Source organism: Ramlibacter humi, from assembly GCF_004681975.1.
Classification (GTDB): Bacteria; Pseudomonadota; Gammaproteobacteria; order Burkholderiales; family Burkholderiaceae_C; genus Ramlibacter; species Ramlibacter humi.
In genome coordinates this window covers 1,545,966-1,565,420 of sequence record NZ_SMLK01000001.1, presented here as the reverse complement: position 1 = coordinate 1,565,420, position 19,455 = coordinate 1,545,966, and the positions used below count along the sequence as shown (strand labels likewise).

The 19,455-nt window shown below is 62.9% G+C and carries 7 protein-coding genes; 6 read left to right on the top strand and 1 reads right to left on the bottom strand.

Features of this window, described 5'->3' with window-relative positions:
* The first annotated feature begins 3 nt into the window (after window positions 1-3).
* From EZ216_RS07325 to EZ216_RS07300, 6 genes are all read left to right on the top strand, one after another.
* Complete coding sequence (locus tag EZ216_RS07325; RefSeq protein WP_135249031.1) at window positions 4-1,833, top strand: AAA family ATPase; 1,830 nt, start codon at window positions 4-6, stop codon at window positions 1,831-1,833.
* The gene (locus EZ216_RS07320; protein ID WP_135249030.1) at window positions 1,833-2,468 is read left to right on the top strand and encodes a 4Fe-4S single cluster domain-containing protein; all 636 of its coding nucleotides are present in this window, start codon (window positions 1,833-1,835) and stop codon (window positions 2,466-2,468) included. The genes EZ216_RS07325 and EZ216_RS07320 overlap by 1 nt, the downstream gene beginning before the upstream one ends.
* Window positions 2,465-8,740: a protein kinase domain-containing protein gene (locus EZ216_RS07315; protein ID WP_135249029.1), complete on the top strand. Its 6,276-nt coding sequence runs from the start codon at window positions 2,465-2,467 to the stop codon at window positions 8,738-8,740. The genes EZ216_RS07320 and EZ216_RS07315 overlap by 4 nt, the downstream gene beginning before the upstream one ends.
* Window positions 8,737-10,059: a hypothetical protein gene (locus EZ216_RS07310; RefSeq protein WP_135249028.1), complete on the top strand. Its 1,323-nt coding sequence runs from the start codon at window positions 8,737-8,739 to the stop codon at window positions 10,057-10,059. Before EZ216_RS07315 ends, EZ216_RS07310 begins: the two co-directional genes overlap by 4 nt.
* A gap of 727 nt (window positions 10,060-10,786) precedes the next feature.
* A complete protein-coding gene (locus EZ216_RS07305; protein WP_135249027.1) occupies window positions 10,787-14,872 on the top strand; it encodes a HigA family addiction module antitoxin in 4,086 nt (1,361 codons plus the stop codon).
* Window positions 14,873-15,272: 400 nt separating this feature from the next.
* On the top strand, window positions 15,273-15,452 hold the full coding sequence (locus EZ216_RS07300) for an SDR family oxidoreductase (RefSeq protein ID WP_135249026.1): 180 nt from the start codon (window positions 15,273-15,275) through the stop codon (window positions 15,450-15,452).
* A 15-nt stretch (window positions 15,453-15,467) separates the two neighbouring features.
* Here the strand turns inward: EZ216_RS07300 and EZ216_RS07295 are convergent, their stop codons facing one another.
* Window positions 15,468-19,277 carry a CHAT domain-containing protein gene (locus tag EZ216_RS07295; RefSeq protein WP_135249025.1) on the bottom strand — a complete coding sequence of 1,270 codons (3,810 nt, stop codon included), beginning with the start codon at window positions 19,275-19,277 and terminating at the stop codon, window positions 15,468-15,470.
* Window positions 19,278-19,455: the final 178 nt, after the last annotated feature.

Here is a 19,455-nt window from a genome sequence, read left to right as displayed (position 1 = left end):
AAAGTGGAAGCAAAGCATCAGGTGCCAAGGTGGCAGCGCGACTTTGAGCGGTTTTTGCCGCTCAAGAGTCAGTTTGTCCTCTCTGGAAACGTGCGCGACCTTCAGGTCGTAGAGATTCAGCCCGGGGTGGTGACGGCACAAGCGTTGAACCAATGCGTCGCAGCGGCGCTCAAGCGCGCGGGGTATTCGCAGACGCTGCTGTTCCAGCCGCTCGCTGGCTTCAGCGTCATCTCTTCGCCTGGCGCGCCTGCCGATGGAGGGCAAGCGCTCCTGAATGAACTTGGCTTAGCGCCTGACGCAGGGCAGGGGCGAGCGGGAGCGGAATTGCTCGCCGGCGGGTTGTCGCAGGTCGTGAGGCGCCAAGGCGAGCCCATCGCGCTGGTGGTCGACTTTGCGGCACGTCTTCTGACCCGGCCGACCGACCCTACGGCTGCCGAGCACCACCTATTCACGCAAGCGCTGCTCCTTTCCCAGCAGGCCACGCCCCGCCCCGCCGGAGCTGACCGCAAGCCGTTCTTCAACACTGTCATTTGGATTGTGGAGAAGGAAGGGGACCTGCCGGACTGGTTCATCGTGGGTAACCCGCGCCTTCGGCACATCCCAGTTCCCAAGCCGGACAACCGTGCCAGGCGCTCTCTAGCGCCTGGGCTGCTGAAGCCTCTAGCTGGTGCCGCGCAGGCTAGCCCTGAGACTCTGAAGAAAGCGCAGGACGACTTCGTCGACGGCACCGAAGGCATGCTGCTTGCGGACGTCTACGCCATCTCCGTTCTTGCCCGAGTCGAAGGCGTTAGCGTCGACAAGATTGCGGACGCGGTGCGCCGCTACAAGGTCGGCGTCACCGAAGACCCGTGGCTGCAAATCGACCGCGAGAAAATCAAGAACGCCGAAAGCTTCATCCGCCAGCGCGTCAAGGGTCAGCCGGATGCTGTCGTGCACATGCTGGACATCGTCAAGCGGGCAGTCACTGGCGTTGGAGCTGGCCGCAGGGGTGGACGCCCACGTGGCGTGGCATTCCTGGCCGGACCTACTGGTGTTGGCAAGACCGAACTGGCGAAGACCGTCACGAGCTTGCTCTTCGGCGATGAGAGCGCCTACATCCGCTTCGACATGTCTGAGTTCAGCGCGGAGCATGCCGACCAGCGACTGCTTGGAGCTCCTCCCGGCTACATCGGCTACGACGCCGGCGGCGAGCTGACAAACGCTATCCGCGAGAAGCCGTTCAGCGTTGTTCTCTTCGACGAGATTGAGAAGGCTCACCCAAGGGTGCTGGACAAGTTCCTGCAGATTCTCGACGACGGCGTCTTGACCTCAGGCCGGGGCGACCGCGTGTATTTCTCCGAAGCGCTCATCGTCTTTACCTCGAACTTGGGTATCTACAAGCTCACCGAGTCGGGCGAGCGAGAGCTGAACGTAGCGCCGAGCGAGCCCTATACGGTGGTCAAGCAGAAGGTCGAGGCAGAAATCGAGCGCCACTTCAAATTCGTCTTGAACCGCCCCGAGATTCTCAACCGCATGGGCGAGAACATCATCGTCTTCGACTTCATCCGCGAGGACATCGCGGACCAAATCTTCGAGCAGATGGTCAACAGCACCCTAGACGACCTGCGCTCCCAGGAACTGCGCGTCACCATGACGCGAGAGGCTAAAGACAGCCTCAAGGCGTTGTGCCTGGCCGACCTCTCCAACGGCGGCCGAGGCATCCGCAATCAGGTGGAGGCAAACCTTCTGAACCCTCTGGCAAGGGCGCTGTTCGACGCCGATGCGGTGCCTGGTAAAAGCTACTTCGTCACGGCCTTGCAAGCCGGGCAGCTCACCTTGGAAGTTGGCGAGTGATGCACATCTCGCTGTCGCGCGCGCACTTTCCGGTCACCACGCTCGGTCCCGGCCGGCGCGTCGGCATCTGGCTGCAGGGGTGCTCCATTCGCTGCCCGGGCTGCATCTCGTCGGACACCTGGGCCACTAAGGCGCCGCAGACCACTGTTCGCGAGCTGCTCGAGCGAGTCCACCCGTGGCTGCAGGAGTGCGACGGCGTGACTATCTCTGGCGGAGAGCCATTCGAGCAGCCGGACGCCCTGGAGCAACTGCTGCGCGGCGTTCGCGCACTGACCGCTACGAGCGTACTTGTCTATAGCGGGAAGTCTTTCGCACAGTTGACGCAAGAGCCCAGCGTGCGCGAGGGCCTTATCGACTGCCTGATTTCTGAACCCTTCGACCAGAGCGCACCCCAGACGAAGTACCTCATGGGAAGTGATAACCAGCGCATGAACCTTCTCACCCCATTGGGGCGTGAGGTCTTCGGGCCCCTCATTCGCGTGAGTGGAGATGCCGACCGCCGTCTCGACGTGATGTTCGACGAGGACGGAGCAGTTTGGCTGGCAGGCATCCCAAGCCGCGGTGACATGGCGCGCCTGCAGCTTCTTCTGGAAGGCGAGGGCACCTACTTGCGCACGACGGAGGCACGGGCATGACTGAGCTCGTTCGCTACTGTCCCAGCTGCCACACGGAGCGTTCCGTCGCCGAGGTCACCTGTGAAGGCGAGGTCGGTGGGCACAGCTGTGACTTTCCGCTGCTCGAAGTCCAGATTACGCCAGCCGGATGGCGGCCTGCGACAGTCGTTCCCGCGCAGTCGAACGGCGCACCGGCCGCGCCCGCGGCCCTACTTTGCACGAATGGCCATCCGCTTGAGCCAGGTGACTTCATCTGCAGCACTTGCGGGGCGGATGCAGCCACCCCCGAGCCTGCGCAACCCGACTTCGTGGACACGCAGCCGGGCGCGACTGAGACCATCATCGCCGGCTGGCGCGTGCTGCGGGAGGTCAGCTCTACCGCGGGCCGCAGAGACAGGTACCTGGTACAGGAGGAAGCTGGCGAGCGCGAAGCCATCCTGACGCTCTACCACCATGGCTGGGAGCCCGACCCCACCGTCTATGACGCGCTGCGGCGAGTCTCGCTTGAGCACGTGCCACAGATTCTGGCCACCGGGCGCTGGCAAGACAGGGCGTACGAAGTTGCCGAGTCGCTCACCGGCGGAACCTTGGCGGACCTAGGCATCGTCGCCACGGATTCAGAGTCCGTGCGACGTATCGCTTATGAGCTCGGAAAGGCGCTGGATGCGTTGGCGGAGGTTGGCCTGAGGCACCGCGACATTCGCCCAGGCACGCTGCTGGTTCGCAACCGCAATCCTGTGGACTTGGTCATCGGAGGCTTCGGCTCGGCACGCCTGTCCGAGTACGACCTGGACATCGTCTCGCCGTTGGAGGTGACGCGCTACACAGCACCAGAGGCAGTCGCCGGCGGCGTCGCCGCCGCTTCGGACTGGTGGAGCCTCGGAATCGTTCTGCTCGAGCAGGTCACCGGTGGGAAATGCTTCGAAGGCATCGACCAGCAGGCATTTCTCATTCACGTCCTCGCCAACGGCGTTCCCATCCCGTCCGACGTCCCATCGGATGTCGCACTGCTCCTGCGCGGGCTGCTCGCTCGCGACCGGCACAAACGTTGGAGGTGGAAGGAGGTTCAGGCTTGGCTGGACGGACAGTCGCCAGAGGCTCCTGAGGCTGCAGGTGAGGGGGGAGCCAGCACCGGCCCTTCCATCACGCTCGGTGGCAAGAAGTACGCCAGTCTCAGCTCCTACTCGTTTGCTGCCGCTTCGGCGCTGCTCTGGGAGGAAGCTCGGGAACAGCTGCTGCGAGGAGTCATTACCGACTGGGCGCAGGCTCGTAGCGCGCCGGCAGCCCAAATCGCGGCGTTGCGTCGCATCGTCAAAGACGAGTCCATCTCAGACGACTGGCGGCTGCTGCTGGCGCTGAAGGTCCTGAACCCGGACATGCCGCCCGTCCTCAAGGGCCATATCGTCAGCCCGAAGTGGCTGCTGGAGAACCCTCTCGAAGGCTACGAGCTCATTTGCGGACCCGTGCCAGACCTTCTCCATGAATTGGAGCAAGACAACTGGCTTCTGCGCCTCAAGGTACGAGTTGCGACGGTCAGGGAACGGGCGGAGCACCTGAACATCGACCTGGACGAGGACACGTTGCGGGTCTACCTGCTGAGCACGTCAAGAGCTAAGTTGAGCGCTGAGTGGAACACGCGCCGGCGAGTCTTCCCAGATTCGGAGCACTTGGGCCTGCTGAACCTTCTGGAGCGCCGCAGCCTCGCCGAGGAGGACCTCATCGTCGTCCTGAGCGCTGCACCCACACAGTTCCGCTCGTGCGATGCCATAGTCGAAGAAGCCCGCCAGCTCGCCCTCAGCGGCGGCATTCCGACGTTTGATGCCATCTCGGCAGCGGACACCGTAACCTGGCCTCGAGGAGAGATTCTCGAGGCGGTGACCGAACGCATCGAGGGCTTCGCCAAGTGCGGCTACCCGGTCGTCAACGAGTGGGCTGACCGGTACCGGTTGGACAGGCGCATGCCGCTGTCACAAGCGCTCGTGCTGCTGTCTGTGCCGGAGGAGCAGTGGCAGGAGCCGCACAGGCAGCAGTACGTGTCGCACCTGCTGTCGTTCTTCGAGAAGAAGGTCGTGAACACTGTCATGCGTGGCCCCCTGGTACGCATGACTATCGGCAAGAGCACTCCCCGGGTCGACCTGCGTGAACTGCATACGAAACGGATGGACGCCGGCGGGCTGCTGGACCACCTGCTCAAGCGCAATGCGACGTCCTTGACCCTTGACCCGTCGGCTCTTGACCCGATGTCGACGACCGGGTTCAGGCTTCAAGCGCTGGACCGAAGCAGTGAGCTGTACAAGCGCGACACGGGTATTGACGGCATGTACCTGGGGTTCCCGTTCCTCCTCACCAAGGAGAACAAGTCCGGAGCTAGAACCCGCATTGCACCGGTCCTGCTGTGGCCAGTGCGCGTGCGCCACGAAGTCGGCGCGCGCAACAACGTCCAGGTGTCCTTCGACAGCGAACGGGAAGAGGTTCGGCTGAACCCGGCTCTGGAGACGCTTGTCGGCCAGGAGACCGTCAAGAAGTGGGCCAAAGTGACCGAGGAGCTCCTCGGGCGCTCCGCCCTGCGGGCCGCGGATGTCATTGACGCCTTTGGCACGCTCGCGACCCCTCGCTCGCGAGAGCTCTCGCCTTTGCCGAATCCCAAGATTGACGTGCCGGCCAACAGCATGCAGCTGGAATGCGCTGCGGTGCTGTTCCACATGACCTTCATGGGGCAGGCCATTGGCGAAGAAATCCGCAATCTCAAGTCGCTCCCGCCGGCGGGCACTGGGCTGGAAACCGCACTTCGCCTGCGCACGGGCGAGGCTCCAGCGGCGGCGGCATCCGCCCGGCCGAAAGAGCTTGAGCGCTATTTCACCGTGTTCAGCGACCCTTCTCAGGAGTCGGCCGTGCTGCAGGCCAGGCTGGCCCCCGGCTTGCTGGTGGAGGGCCCGCCCGGGACCGGCAAGAGCCAGACCATCGTGAACATGGTGGGCGATGCCATCGGGCGCGGCAAGAGCGTCCTTATCGTCTGCCAGAAGCACGCCGCGCTCGAAGTCGTCCACAAGCGTCTGGTGGCCGAGGGTCTTGGCGAACGCGTCGTGATGGTCAATGACGTTAACAAGGACCGCCAGCCCATCATCCGGGCCATCCGAGAGCAGCTCGAGTCTGTAGTTCGCCGTCCAACAGATGCCGCGGCGCAGATTCAACGCAAGAGAGAGGCTGTTGCCGCTCGCATTGAGTCCAATGAAGCGACTCTGGACAAGCACCACGCCGCTTTGCACCAGGTGGACGAGGCTGTCGGCTTGAGCTACCGCGTCCTCCTGGGCGAACTCATCAAACTCGAGCAGGCTGTCAGCACTCCGGAGGTGCCGGCGCTTCGGGCGATGCTCCAGCGCCTGAATATCGGCCAGCTCGCGACACTCGAGGAAGAAGTCGCGCCGGCGGTGCGTCATTGGCTGCCAGCCAAGTACGAGAACAGCGCTCTTTCAGCGCTGCAGCCGTTCGCCGCGGACTTGGCCACCTTGAACGACTTCCGTGAGGCGTTTGACCGTTTCGCCGCGGCTGAGGGCAGCCGGCACGAGGTGCTCACCACCCGGCCGTCGAGCTTTGAGGTGGACGACCCCAAGCCGCACCGCACCTGGCTCTCCTCTTACGGGAACGAGTTCCTCACGCTGCCTGAGGAGCAGCGCGCACTGCTTGCCAAGTGGCTACCCCTGTTCCGCGGAGCAGGCAATGCGGACCCCCTGGGACTTCGCATCATTGACGACTTGCGAAAGCTGCGGGACGCGCTCTCAAGCTGCCGCAGCCAAGACAATGACGCGAAGCTCTCGAGTGTCCTCACCCGCATGCCGGACGAAGCGCTCGAGACCCTGCGAGCCTTGACCACGGAAGCAATCGAGCCTTTGAGCTTCTTCGGTCGATTGAACATCTTGCGCATGCTCCGCAAGGGCAAGGTGTCCAAGTTCCTACAGTCGGCAGGGGACATGGCGACCCAGGAGCGGATGGTCAAGCTTCTCGCCGCAGTGCGCCTTGAGCAGGCATGGCGTCCACACCGCAAGACGGCGGGACAGCTGATGGCGCAGCTTTCCCTGCCCGAACTGGACTTAGACGCGGGGCCAACAATGCTGCCGGCGGTCTCCAAGACGCTGACGTCCCTTCAGGGCGTTGCAACCCATGCGGCCCACCTGCAGGCAGCGCCTTGGGCCAGCCGAATGGATGCCGCGGCGCAGACTGGGAATCGCGACGCGTTCCTGAAGCTCTTCGCGGAGTTCGACTCCGCGTTTGCCCGACATGAGGTGCGCACCGCCAGTCTGCTTGCCCTAAACGACCTTAAGCCCTGGATGCAGTTCTCATGGCTGCAGGAATGCCAACAGGCCGTCATCCGCAATGAAGGCAACGGTCAGCGGGTCACACCCATCGGTGCTGCCATGCCAACGCTTGCTGCCTACCAGCTGTTCCGCGGTCGCGCGGCCAAGCTGTCGCAGCAGGCTATCCAGGTGTTCGCGACGTTGCGAACAAAGGAAGGGGTGCTCACGGCGGTGCCAGCGGCTGACTTGGAGGACGTTGCGCGGCGCATCTTGAACCGCGAGGCACGCCTGGCGTGGAAGCAGGCGATGGAGCAGAGCACTCCTGAGCTCTCTATGGAGCGGCGCGAGCTTGCCCAGAAAGTCTCAGTGCTTGAGCAGCTGGACAAGGAAATGCGGCTCCTGAATCGCCAACTGCTTCAGGTGAACTTCGACTTGGCGGCCATTCGGCCCGTGCGTGAGTGGGAAGACATCACCCGGCTGATTGGGGCGCGAGCTCGCCGGCTTCGCGAATTCATCGAGCTGGGAACGGGCCTAGGCCTGATGAAGCTGCGTCCTGTGTGGCTGATGAACCCGGACGTCGCAAGCCGTGTGCTACCGCTCAAGCCGGGCCTCTTCGACACTGTCATCTACGACGAAGCCTCGCAGATGCCGGTGGAGTTCGCCTTGCCCACACTATTTCGCGGCAAGGTCACTGTGGTCAGCGGGGATGAGAAGCAGATGCCGCCCACGGCGTTCTTCGCCAGTAAGGTGGAGAGCGACGAAGGGCATGTTTTCGACGGCGAACTGCCAGATGAGGACGCGACGGCCGAGGAGAAGGACGCGTTCGAGGAGACCTGGAACCGGCGTGAAATCAAGGATTGCCCGGACCTGCTGCAACTTGCTCGCTCGAACCTGCCGAACTCCCGCTTGCAGATTCACTACCGGTCTTCCTACCGGGAGCTCATTGGTTACTCGAACGCGGCTTTCTACGCGAACGACCTGAGTGTGCCCGTGCGGCACCCGGAAGAAATCGTGCGTGCCGAGCGTCCTATCGAGCTCGTGCGTGTCGACGGCGTCTACACGGAGCAGACCAACCCCGAGGAGGCGCAGAAGGTTGTTGAAATCCTGGCGCAGCTCTGGAGCGCTCCGCAAGGACAACGCCCATCCGTTGGCATCGTAACGTTCAACCGCAAACAGGCTGACCTCATCGAGGACGCCCTTGAGGCACGAGCCGAGGAGGACGCTGCCTTCCGTGCAGCGTACACGCAGGAGAGCGAGCGCTACGAAGACGGGGAGGACATGAGCGTCTTCGTCAAGAACGTCGAGAACGTGCAGGGTGACGAGCGCGATGTCATCGTGTTCTCCTCCACCTTTGGACGCAACGCCCAAGGCTCATTCCTGCGGTTCTTCGGGGTGCTTGGTCAGAAGGGCGGAGAGCGGCGCTTGAACGTAGCCGTGACGCGCTCGCGCAAGAAGGTCTACATGGTCACGTCCATGCCCATCCCGGAAATCAGCGACCTGCTGAGCACCCGCCGTGCGCCGGCGACGCCGCGAGACTTCCTGCAAGGCTACATGGAGTACGCCAGGCTCATCTCCTCCGGGGAGTTTGACTCCGCGAAGGCGCTCCTTGCGCGAATCACTGCGCGCAGAGGCGACGTAGTGCGAGCGGGGTCGCGCGGGGAGAGCGCAGACGATGCGTTTTATCGCTCCGTCGGCGACTACCTGCGCTCACTAGGCTACGAGGTCAAAGCCTCAGAGGACGCCGATGCATTCGGCCTGGATTACGCCATCGAGCACCCCGAGACCGGCCTCTTCGCCATCGGCATCGAGTGTGATTCGCCAAGGCATCCGCTGCTCGCCCACGCGAGAGCGCGGGAAGTGTGGCGACCGCAGGTTCTTCAGCGCTCGCTGCCCGTACTGCACAGGGTGTCCTGCCATGGCTGGTTCCATGACGGGGAGCAGGAGAGGGTTAGGCTGCTGAACGCCGTGAAGATGGCGCTCGATGTGAGGCAAGCTGCATGAGTGGTCCGAAGGTTGTTCGAGTCGTCACGAGGGAAGAGCTTGTGGCCGCAGGCACGGCGCTATTGGCTCGTCTTGATGCGGCCGTCGCTCAGTGGACGCGTGACTGCGGCAATTTGCTCAAGCCGGCGGACGTGGAAGTGACCACGAAGCGCCGCAACGAGTTGGCCGCAATTCTGGCGGCCGACCGATTTGGTGAGTTTGGGCAAGCAGCCGCCAAGGAAATCGACTTCCTAGAGGCTGATGCCAGCCAGCGCCGGGAGCGAGCCGCGCAGGCCCGCGCCATGGAGCGCATGCGCCAGGCGCGCGGTCAAGAGTTGGCCAAGACTCTCCTGCGGGCAGGAGGGAATTTAGCGCCGCAATTGCGCACAGAGCTCGAGAAGGCGTCAGCAGGACAACTCTCCGTTGCTGCGATGGACACCGCGCTGTCCCAAGCGCGCCAGGCACTCTTCCAGGTCGCTCCGGAAGCTGCTACTCCCGCGCAGAACGCTCTCGCTCAGCGACTCGGCGCAGCGGAAAGCGAGTCGTCGTTCGAGGCATGGAGTGCCAAAGCAGCCAAGCCCGATGTGCGGCTGCAGTCCGCGTTCAGTCAACTGGAGGAGCTCGACTCCTTGGGCTTCGCGGCAGAAGCGGGAACACTGGAGGCACAGCTTCGCGCGGCGCAGGCGCTTGAGGAGGGAGCCACCCGCGACATGCGTCTGGACACATTGGTGTTAGCGCTGCGCAAGGCCAAGGACGGTGCTCTGGCAAAGGTGAAGCTTCTGAGGCAAGTCGAACTCGTTCGCGCAGAGCTTTCTGCAGCTGCTGGGCAGACGGAAGCCATGACCAAGCTTGGAAGCGCCAGTGTTCACCTCAGCGAGGAGCAATTGCAGGCGCTCACCGAGCTTGGACGTGAGGAGCTTGGCAAGGCGCAGGCCGCTGCGGCTGCGGCTGCCCGTCGCAAGGCAGTTCTGGACGGCTTGCAAAGGCTTGGCTATCAGGTGCAGGACGGCCTGTCGACTCTGACGCCAGAATCAGGCCGCCTGGTGGTTCGCCGCCCTAGTGATAGCACCTACGGTGTCGAGCTTGTCACAGGCGCCAATCAGAAGGTGCAGGTGCGCACCGTCGCATTTGAGCCAGGCCGGGACTCTTCTCAGGACGTCGCCGAAGAGCAGAGGTGGTGCGGTGATTTTGGGAAGCTGCAGGCCGACCTGAAAGCAAGTGGTTGCGAGGTGGTGGTGGAACGAGCAATGGGTGTGGGGACGACTGCCGTGCGTGTCATAGAGGCACAGCAGGCCCGAAGTCGCGACCGTGGCACCCAAAGGCCTAGCGCAGCAAGCTGACCGCCGCCTCAGACCTCTGATGCACGAAGGTGCTGCGCTGCCTCCATCACTGCTGCCGCGTCTAGGTCGACCAGCGCGCGGGCGATTGGCCCCTAAGCCTTGGCTCGGTGCGCTGAACCACTCGGCGATATACCACCCGTTGTGGATTGGAGCCAAGTGGCGTACCACAACGCTCACAGAGGCCTTGAAGCTTGTGACGTCAGTGTCGAACTGAAATCTCGGCAGCCATGCTTCGCCTGAACAGAAGAACGACACTAGCTCGCCGTCGCCAAGCCACTCGCGCACCGACAGCGCGCCAGCGCCGCAGAGAGCCGCCCGGGCGTACACCTCGGATGCCCGACTCAGTCCGCCAAGGGGTCTGTACGCGTTGAGCAGTGCGACAACCGAAGGTGCTCCATCAGGCACGGTGCATCGGGCGAGCCTCGAGCATTCGTGGCGCGGCACCGAGACTATGCGGTCCGCGCCCGGCGCTTGGCGGCGACCGAACTCGCGGTGAACGGCAACACTCCGGCGGCCTGCAAAGCTGTTGCCGATGGCCTTCGCAAGGCATACCCCAGCTATGGAATCCCGGGCGGCTAGCCCGACATGATTGATGTGTCTGTAGACGGGCTCTGGAGCTCGCCGCCCCAGGGCAGATGCCGACGAGATGACAGGCTGAGCCCAGTTGGCTTCTGGTACGTAGTGTAGCGTGTAGCGCAACACAATACAGGTCGGCTAAACTGGGCCCATGTCGAGCGTCCAGCACCCAGGCGTCTTCATTAAAGATGAGGTTCTCGCGCCGCGCGGGCTGACGGTCTCTTCCGCGGCAAAGGTGCTTGCTGTCGGGCGGCCGGCGTTCTCTGCAGTTTTGAACGGGCGCGCGTCCGTGTCTGCAGCGATGGCGAAGCGGCTTGAGGTGGCTTTCGGCGTGAGCGCGCAGAAGCTGCTGGAATTGCAGTCGGAGTTTGACGCGGCTAACGAAACTGCGACTCAGACTGCAGCCACGGCCAAGCGCTGGGTCGTGCCGCTCCAGCAGCACACCGCCTCCGAAATCGAGCGGTGGGCCTCGCGCAACCTAAAGGCTCGGAGCCGCTTTCCCGTCCTCTTGCGCACGCTGGTGAACTCCACATGTGCGGTCAACCGCGTGGACTTCCCTGGCAACGACGACGCAGAGCGCGCGGGGTGGGACGGATGGACCGAATCGGCGACTCCAACGCCTTGGATTCCGTCCGGCAAGGCTGGCTGGGAACTAGGCACGACGGAGAAGGTGCGCCAGAAGGCGGACCAGGACTACGACAAGAGCGTCAAGGCCCACACACCTTCAGAACTTGCAGACATCACCTTCATCTTCGTCACGCCGAGGCACTGGCCTGGCAAGTTGGAGTGGGTTCGCGAGCGCAAGGCCGAGAGAAAGTGGAGAGACGTTCGCGCGTATGACTCCTCTGACCTCGAGCAATGGGTCGAGCAGTCTGTTCCGGCCCAGGTCTGGCTTGCTTCAGAGCTGAACAAGGCCGCCGATGGCGCGATGTCGCTTGACGATGCTTGGCGGGAGTGGGCTGATGTGACCGCCCCGCCAATGCCGGCGTCGCTCTTTGACTCCGCGCTCGGCAAGGCCCAAGCCGACATGGTCGCCTGGCTGAAAGCCTCACCGGACAAGCCTTACATCCTGGCAAGCGACTCGACGGAGGAGGCCATGGCGTTTCTCGCCACAGTGTTCCAAGGGCCTCAGGAGGAGCTGGCCGCGGCAAGGGGCCGCGCAGTCGTCTTCAAGCAGCCAGGCGTGTTCCCTCGGCTGGGTGAAAGTTTGAAAGGGGCAGTCGTGGTGGCCGCTACACGGGAGGTGGAGCGGGAGCTAGCGCCGTTCATTCGGACCCTTCACGCGATAGTCATCCAACCGCGCAACGCGACGAACGCCACCGCAAAGGTGACGCTGGAGCCGCTAGCCGGTGAGGCGTTCCGCAAGGCGTTCGAGGGCAGCGAACTCGGGGCGGACCAAGTGCAGCGACTTGCAAGAGAGTCTGGTCGGTCGCTGACTGTGTTGAGGCGCCGCCTTGCGGACAGTCCGGCAATCAGAACGCCTCGGTGGGCAGACGAGCAGCAGCGCATGACTGCTCTTGCGCCACTGGTCTTGGCGGGAACCTGGAACTCCAACAACAAAGCCGACACCGCGCAACTGTGCGAGTTGGCGGGTGAAGCGGACTACGAGCTGCTCGAGCGCCGTGTCTCAGAAGCTGCTTCGCTACAGGACCCGCCGTTCTGGATGGTGTCCACATACCGTGGCGTGACCTCCAAGATTGACTTCCTGTTCGCTGCGCCGGGCGCGTTCACGCGGCAGCTGCTCACCCGGTTCTTGCAAACGGCCAAGAAGGTGCTGTCCGAGGATGACCCGCGCCTGGATTTGCCGGATGACGAGCGCTGGGCGGCGGCCATTCACAACAAGGCGCGCGCCTACTCGCACGCTCTGCGCGACAGCATTGCCGAGACTCTGGTCCTGCTGGCACTACACGGCGAGCACCTGTTTCATGCCGCCACCGGATTCGACGGCAAAGCGGAGGCCGACCAGCTGGTGCGCGAGCTACTGACGCCGCTGACGCCGAGGCGCTTGGAGGCAAATGCGCGCGACCTGATGGCGTACGCCGAAGCAGCACCTGACGTCTTCCTGAGTGTTTTGGAGAAAGACGTCAAGCAGGCGCAGCCGGCCAGCTTTGCGCTGCTGCGACCGGCAGGCACCATGTTCGGCGGATGTCCTCGCTCTGAACTCCTTTGGGCACTGGAAGGCCTTGCTTGGAGCGAGAGCACCTTGCATCGCAGCGCGCTCATTCTGGCCAAGCTTGCCACCGTCGAAATCAAGGACAACTGGAGCAACAAGCCGATTGCGACGCTGACGTCCATCTTCCGTCCGTGGATGCCTCAGACAGCTGCCGACCACGATGCGCGGGTCAATGTTCTGAAACTCATCATCCAGCGAGAACCTGAGGTGGCGTGGAGACTCCTGATGTCCCTGCTGCCACGCGGTCCTCAGGTGGGACACTACAACCACAAGCCGCGCTGGCGGAACGAAGGCTACGGTTACGGAGAGCCGATTCCTAAGAGAGGGCCGGTTGCGAGTTTCATGACGGCCGTTGCGGACTTGGCGCTTGACTGGCCGGAAGGCTACGACGAATCGAGGCTGTGCGACCTACTCGAGGCTAGCGCTGTTATGGATACGGCGTACCTGGAGAAAATCTGGGGTCACGTGGAGCGCTGGGCTCCCACTGCTGGCGACGCGCAGCGCGCGGTGGTCCGCGAGAAGATTCGTGTGACCATGTTCGGCCGTCGAGCGAAGCTCGATGGAGGCAAGCGAGCCGACTGGGGCAAGCGCCAGCAAGGCGCGAAGAGCGCTTACGAACTGCTGCTACCCACCGACTTGGTCTCGAAGCACGCGTGGCTATTTAAGGACATTTGGCTCCACGATTTCGGCATCGAGGGTGAGGAGCCGGATTTTCAGGCGCGAGATGCACGCTTGCGCCAACTGCGTAGCGCGGCGCTGGCCGAAATCTACGCCGCACTTGGCCTAGACGGCCTTCTTAGCGCGGCCAAAGGCGGCAAAGCGGCCCGCGTGGTTGGCGCGATTGCGGCCGAGCATGTTCTCGACGAGCCGCAGCTGCAGGCACTCGTCGCTCTGACCATCCAATCCGACGCCGTCGGCTCTGCTGAAAAAGAAGTCGTGTCTGGCGCGCTGACTGCATTGCCGGCGCAAGGTCGAGAGCAAGTACTCGTCGCGTTACGGCAGGCGTTGCCGGTAGCCACGTACTGCGAGGTGCTCAAGCTTTGCTCATTTACACGCGAAACTTGGCTGCGCGTTGACCAACTGCCCGAGACTGAGCGGCAGCGCTACTGGCAGGAAATCAGCCCTTGGTACGCTCAAGAAGAAGAGGCCGAGGAAGCAGTTCAGCGCTTGGCCGAAGCAGGGCGTCCGCGCGCTGCGTTCGCTGTCACGCAGCACCACCTCAAACGACTTGAACCCGCAGTCTTGTACGGGCTGCTGTCCCAAATCGCACGTGCTCCAGAGCCCGAGCCTGGCGGCTACCAGCTGGAGCAGCACTCTCTGATAGACGCCTTCGAACGGCTCAATGCCGCTACCGAGCTGTCTGTGGAGGAGAAGGCATTCCTTGAGTTCGCCTATATCGAGGCGCTTTGGGTAATGCGTGATGGTGGGCGCGACACGCACCTTGTACCGAACCTCGAACGCTATCTGGAGGACCACCCTGAGTTTTACGTCCAGGCGCTTGCGTGGGCGTTCAAGAGGCGCGACGAAGGCGTCGACCCGGAGGAGCTCCGGGCGCCGCCTGGCGCTGCGACGTCGAATCTCGCTTTGCGCTGCTACAAGCTCCTGGAGTCGATGACAAGGCTGCCTGCGTACAGAGGAGCGTCGGCTCCCACGTATGACAACCTCAGCGCCTGGATTTCCCAAGTGCGTGCTCGCGCCGCGGAAATCGCACGTCTCGAGGTTGCTGACATGACACTGGGCAAGCTCCTATCGGCTGCGCCCGCCGGCGATGACGGTGTCTGGCCAGGCGACCTGGCACGGCGAGCCATCGAAGAGATTGGTACCGAGGATGTTGCCGAAGGAGTTCGAGTCGCTGCCTTCAACTCTAGGGGAGTGATTTGGCGGGGCCGCGGAGGAGACCAGGAGCGCGAACTCGCCGCGAAGTACCGCACCTGGGCTCAGGCTCTACGCTACACGCATCCGTTTGTCTCTTCTGAGGTGCTCGAGGCCCTGGCCGACAACTATGACCGCATGGCGAAGCGCGAAGACGAGCAGGAGGTGCTTCGCGAGCGGGTGAGGGACTAGCGGCACTCGCCTTGCTCGGGAAGCGCAGGGATGCGGTGCCCTGCCTCCTTCAGTTACAGGGAGCGCCGCAAGTGCAAGCTGGCCGCGGCCGCCGCGGCATTGACCTGGGCAGGCTGGTCATACGTAGGCTCCTGGTTGGCTGCAAAGCTGGTGTGCGGCCAATCGGAGCCCCACACCAGCTTCTCTCCGAAAAGCTTGACCCATGCGCCGGCTGCAGAGAGCTTCTCTAGCTCCGACCGATAGGTGTGTCCGCGCGCCGCTTCTTCTGTCATCCCTGCCAGGTGGTTCAGGACAAAAGGCAGTCGGCATCGCACCTGCATCTGAGCTACTCGTTGCAGGTCGTCTGCGTGGATGTACCACTGCACATGCCATCTCAGAGCGCTGAGCGTGAGACACGCCTGTGTACGATGGCCTGGGGGCAGAAGGGAAGGCCGCATTGCTGTCCGCGGCCGCACAGCAGCTCCCGGTCAAGCACGTGGGCAAACCGGCCGACATCGCTTCGGCAATCCTGATGCTCATGGGCAACGAGTTCGCCACCGGCACTGTCATCGACATCGACGGCGGCGGGATTCTTACCTGACGCCGCGCCTAGCGGTCAGACCGAAGCCGGGCTGCTTCTGAGCAGCGGGTCCCCGTAGACCATCATTGCCAGCGACCTTTGCGGTTGGTACGCGTGCAGTGAGGCTACATGTCGGTTGGCAGCATGGCAGGCTTCGAGCGCGCTCTTGCCGGCGGCCCACGCATCCAGGAACGCTGGGAGCCACCAGCCTGGTACCAGAGACTCCAGCGGCCAAGGTGACGCGATGACGGTTCTGCATCCCCTGTCCAGAAGCATCTTGGGCAAACCCACCGTGGTGCTCATGTTGGGGTGACTGTCGACTCTGCCGCCGCTGCAGACAAAGAGGATTGCGAGCTCGACGCCAGTCAAGGCGTTGGCCAGGTGCAGGGGAGACTCCTTCAGCGTTCCCTCGTCGACCACACGATGGATAAAACGGCCCTCTGCGCCAAGCTGCCCGTGCGCCGTAACGATGGCCATCTGCGCGCCCTGGAAGTCTTCAGGAAGTTCTGCGGCAGTGTTCAGCGCGACCGCATGCTGCGCAAGCGTGGCCTGTGTCATCAGGTGTACGGCTTGCATGGCATCAAGCGCACCGGTGTTACCGCCGCCCGACAGCCAGGCCAGGCGGCGTCCATCACCTCCTGACGGACGCTGGCGGACGGCTGCGAGCCAGGACAGTGATGGAACCATCGCCAGCGCTGTGTCGTAGCCGGCGAGTTCTCGGTTCTTGAGAACCAGGTTGAAGGTCAATTGAGCGAGTTCAGGCTCGGCCACAACCAACACACGGTCAGCCGCGGGCAAAGGGACGTCGATTGACTTCATCGAGGCGTAGAACTCCGAGTCGTCCTCTTCCTTCCATCTCTGGGAGCGCTCGTCGAACTTCTTCTCTCCAGGAGAGATGTCGCCGTACTTGTATGGGTAGGTGCGCGACCAAGCTTGCAAGCGAGCCTTGGCCGTTTGCGCCCCAACAGCTGGCCTCACGACATTCGCCGCTCCCGGCGCGGCGCAAGCCGTTATGACTTCGCCCTCATCGTCGAACGCCACCATCAGAACGGCCACGTTCTCGTTCTTGACAAGGTCGGCTGCGAAGTCCAGCGGCCACGCCGCCGTGAGCGCGGCAGCGTTACCTGGTGGCTTGACACCGCGCTCGGCTAGAAGCTCGCATCCAAGGAACGCGACATGTACTGGCAGTTCCGGGGTGGCCGGGCGCAGCAAGCGGTGGGCGGCGATTTGCACTGCAGTCGCATCGTTCGGGGCGTCGGATGCGTAGCGTGAGCCTCCAGCCCAGTTGTGCAGCTCGACCAAGTCCTGCAGCGCCGGTCTGGCTGTTGAAAGTGCTCGCAGGTATGTCGCCATCTCAGCGTCGAACTCACCCAACGCGCGTTGCTTGAGCTCGACTGCCTCCTGTGGAACCGTGCCGCCGGCAAGCTCCACATAGGCAGCGAGTTGCCCGAAGAGAAAGGCCGATGCGAAAAGCTCATCTGACAGCCTGATGGCTTCTTCAAGGAGGTCATGAGCCTCCTGCAGCATTGAAAGCAATGCTGCCTGATTCGTGCGGCGGGCCTGCTTCAGGCGCAGTGTGAGTCCGATGACGCCAAGCCTGTTGCGCTGAGGGTCGGTCATCCCGATTGCTTCTTGGAGCTGCCGATACTTCTCCAAAAGGGGCGCGGCCTGGTCGACGAACCCGATGTCTCGAATGGCCCGGAACTGCGTGTAGACCTCATAGGCGAGGTCAGACTTGGGAAGTTCGGCCTGAGTGGCGCTGGCGCAGATGATGCCTATAAGGGCGTCCGGAGTACTTGCCGCGCGCAGATAGATGTCGGCATAGGCGCCCCACGCCAGGCGCCTGCGAGCCGGCGAGTCGCCAGCCACCTGCAGTATCGACTCAGCTAGGTCTCGGGCGCGCTGGTTGTCACCAAGAAGGGAGTACCGGCCCGCCAAGGCGCGCAGCGCATGAATGTCGCATGTCTCACCAGGAACATGCCGTGCCACTGCTGGCAGCAAGGTAGCCTGGAAATCCAAGCCTTGAAGCTCGGCTGAGCTATTCTGTTCGAAAAGCTCTTGCTCCAAACTCTCCGCCAGCAGGCGCGCCAAGCCAGCGGCGTTCGTCCCGACGACGTCGGCCGGCAGAGACCTGCGCATATCGAAGACCTTGTTTTGCGCGTGCCACGCGCCGAACCGGTTGAGGAAGTCCTTGAACTCACTTTCCTCCGCTAGGGCCGGCTTGACGGCTTCCGCCGTCGATTTCGCGTCTGGGCGCACGACGTCGAGCGCCAGGGCGATGAGCAACGTGTAACCGACGCTCCCTGACCGCTCAACCTCCAGCGTATTCAGCAGCGTCCCTCGCGTCCAACCATCATCAGGATGGTCGGCCAGATGCATCAGGACAGCTTCAATAGGTATGCGATAGACATCCAGCTGCTCGCGGCCGACTGCATCGACCAGCAAGAGAGATTGCATCACCCGCAGGGTTAGCTGCGCTGCTGCACGCGAGAAGCGGCTATCCGGTATCAGCTCACTGGCGAGCACCCACGCCGCGGCGGCCGCCTCGACAGCTTCCGCGTGTCGCGCGAAGCAGATGCACGCGAGCTCGCGCTGTTCAGGCCAATTGTTCTCGACGTGGCGAAGTGGCTGTGAGTAGTCAAACTCAACACCGCGACCAACTTGTCCAGCGATGTAGTCGTGGACTGGCAAGAACCCGATGCGCGAGATGGCGCTCGCTTTCTGCGGGTTCTTCGCCAAAGCGCAGATTTGCAGCAGTCGCTGCTCACAGTCTAGGTGCAACGTGGAACTGCCGCCAAAGAGCGTCGTGAGTCGGTTCCACGCACGCTCGACGAGCTCGGAGTCCATCGACTGCGTTGCGATGCGCAGTGCCTCCCGTAGTTCGCGTTCATCCGTCAGCGCATCCAGGCTTGCGGCTATAAGCTCACTGGCCGTCTTGCTGTCATCTCCCTTGAGGCAGATGCCAGCCCACTGGACCGCGGCGCCACCTGTGACCGTCATCTCCTGGCGCAGTTCGCGCACGAGGGCGGCAGCCTGCTCGTGGTCGCCTCCGTATGCGGCGATTTGCATGCGCGCCTGCTTCTTCTCCAGCGCCGGCAGGTTCTCTGCTTCCAGTTCGGTCAACGCTTGCGCTGTCCGCCCGGATGCCGCCGCGGTCGTCCAAACGGCGAGCTTGTCCACGACTTTATCCTGGGTCTTCTGGCGCAAGCCGTAGACGTTGAAGTTCTCCGCGCTCAATAGAAGCTGACTGTTCGCGTCCGTTGAGGGGGCACTCTCTGCAGTCGTCATCAGAATGAAGCAGCCTCTCTCATTAGCGACTGCAGTGAGCCGGCGTGCGAGTTCAGCGGTGTGTGACACCCATGCGTCTTCGTGAAGCCGGATTCTCGGTTGGTCTTGCGTTCTGGACTGCGCTGGGTCTCTGTAGATGGTTGCGTATGGCAAGAAGACGAACTGGGTCTCTCCTGCTTTCTCGATGGCAAGAGCTACGCTCGCAACCGAAGCTTCGGCCATCCGAAAAAACTTGAACTTGTCGCGCAGCTCCGAGCGTTCTCGCTCGTCGACCGTTCGGCCTCGAACTTCAGATATTCCAGTCAGCAGGAGTTCGAAGGTCTCTTCCTCGGATTGCGCCCAGACTAGCTCCGGCGGCGCGATGAAGGTGAGAGTCTTGTAGAAAAGTTGCTTGTCTTTGGGGTCGACCAGCATGAAGGCGGCGACCGCGCAACGCCGTAGCACGACTTGCTGACTGGGATGGATGAGAAGTAGGGCTGACCCGGGAGCCGGTATGTATTTGTCGTTGAAAACGCCTGCGGGATTGAAGTCCTCGAGCTGTCGCACCACGTCTGGCATTGCCGCGTCTCCCCGTCCTTTTCTGAGCACCAGACTTTAACTGGCGCAAGTTCGGTCATCGGTCGCAAGAAGAGGTTCTGTCTCGTATAGGTGGGCCAACACTTATCGGCTTTCCGATAGCAAAGTCGTGTACGCTGGCACATCCACTATCCGCCAAGGTAATGCCGCGGAAGGCTCC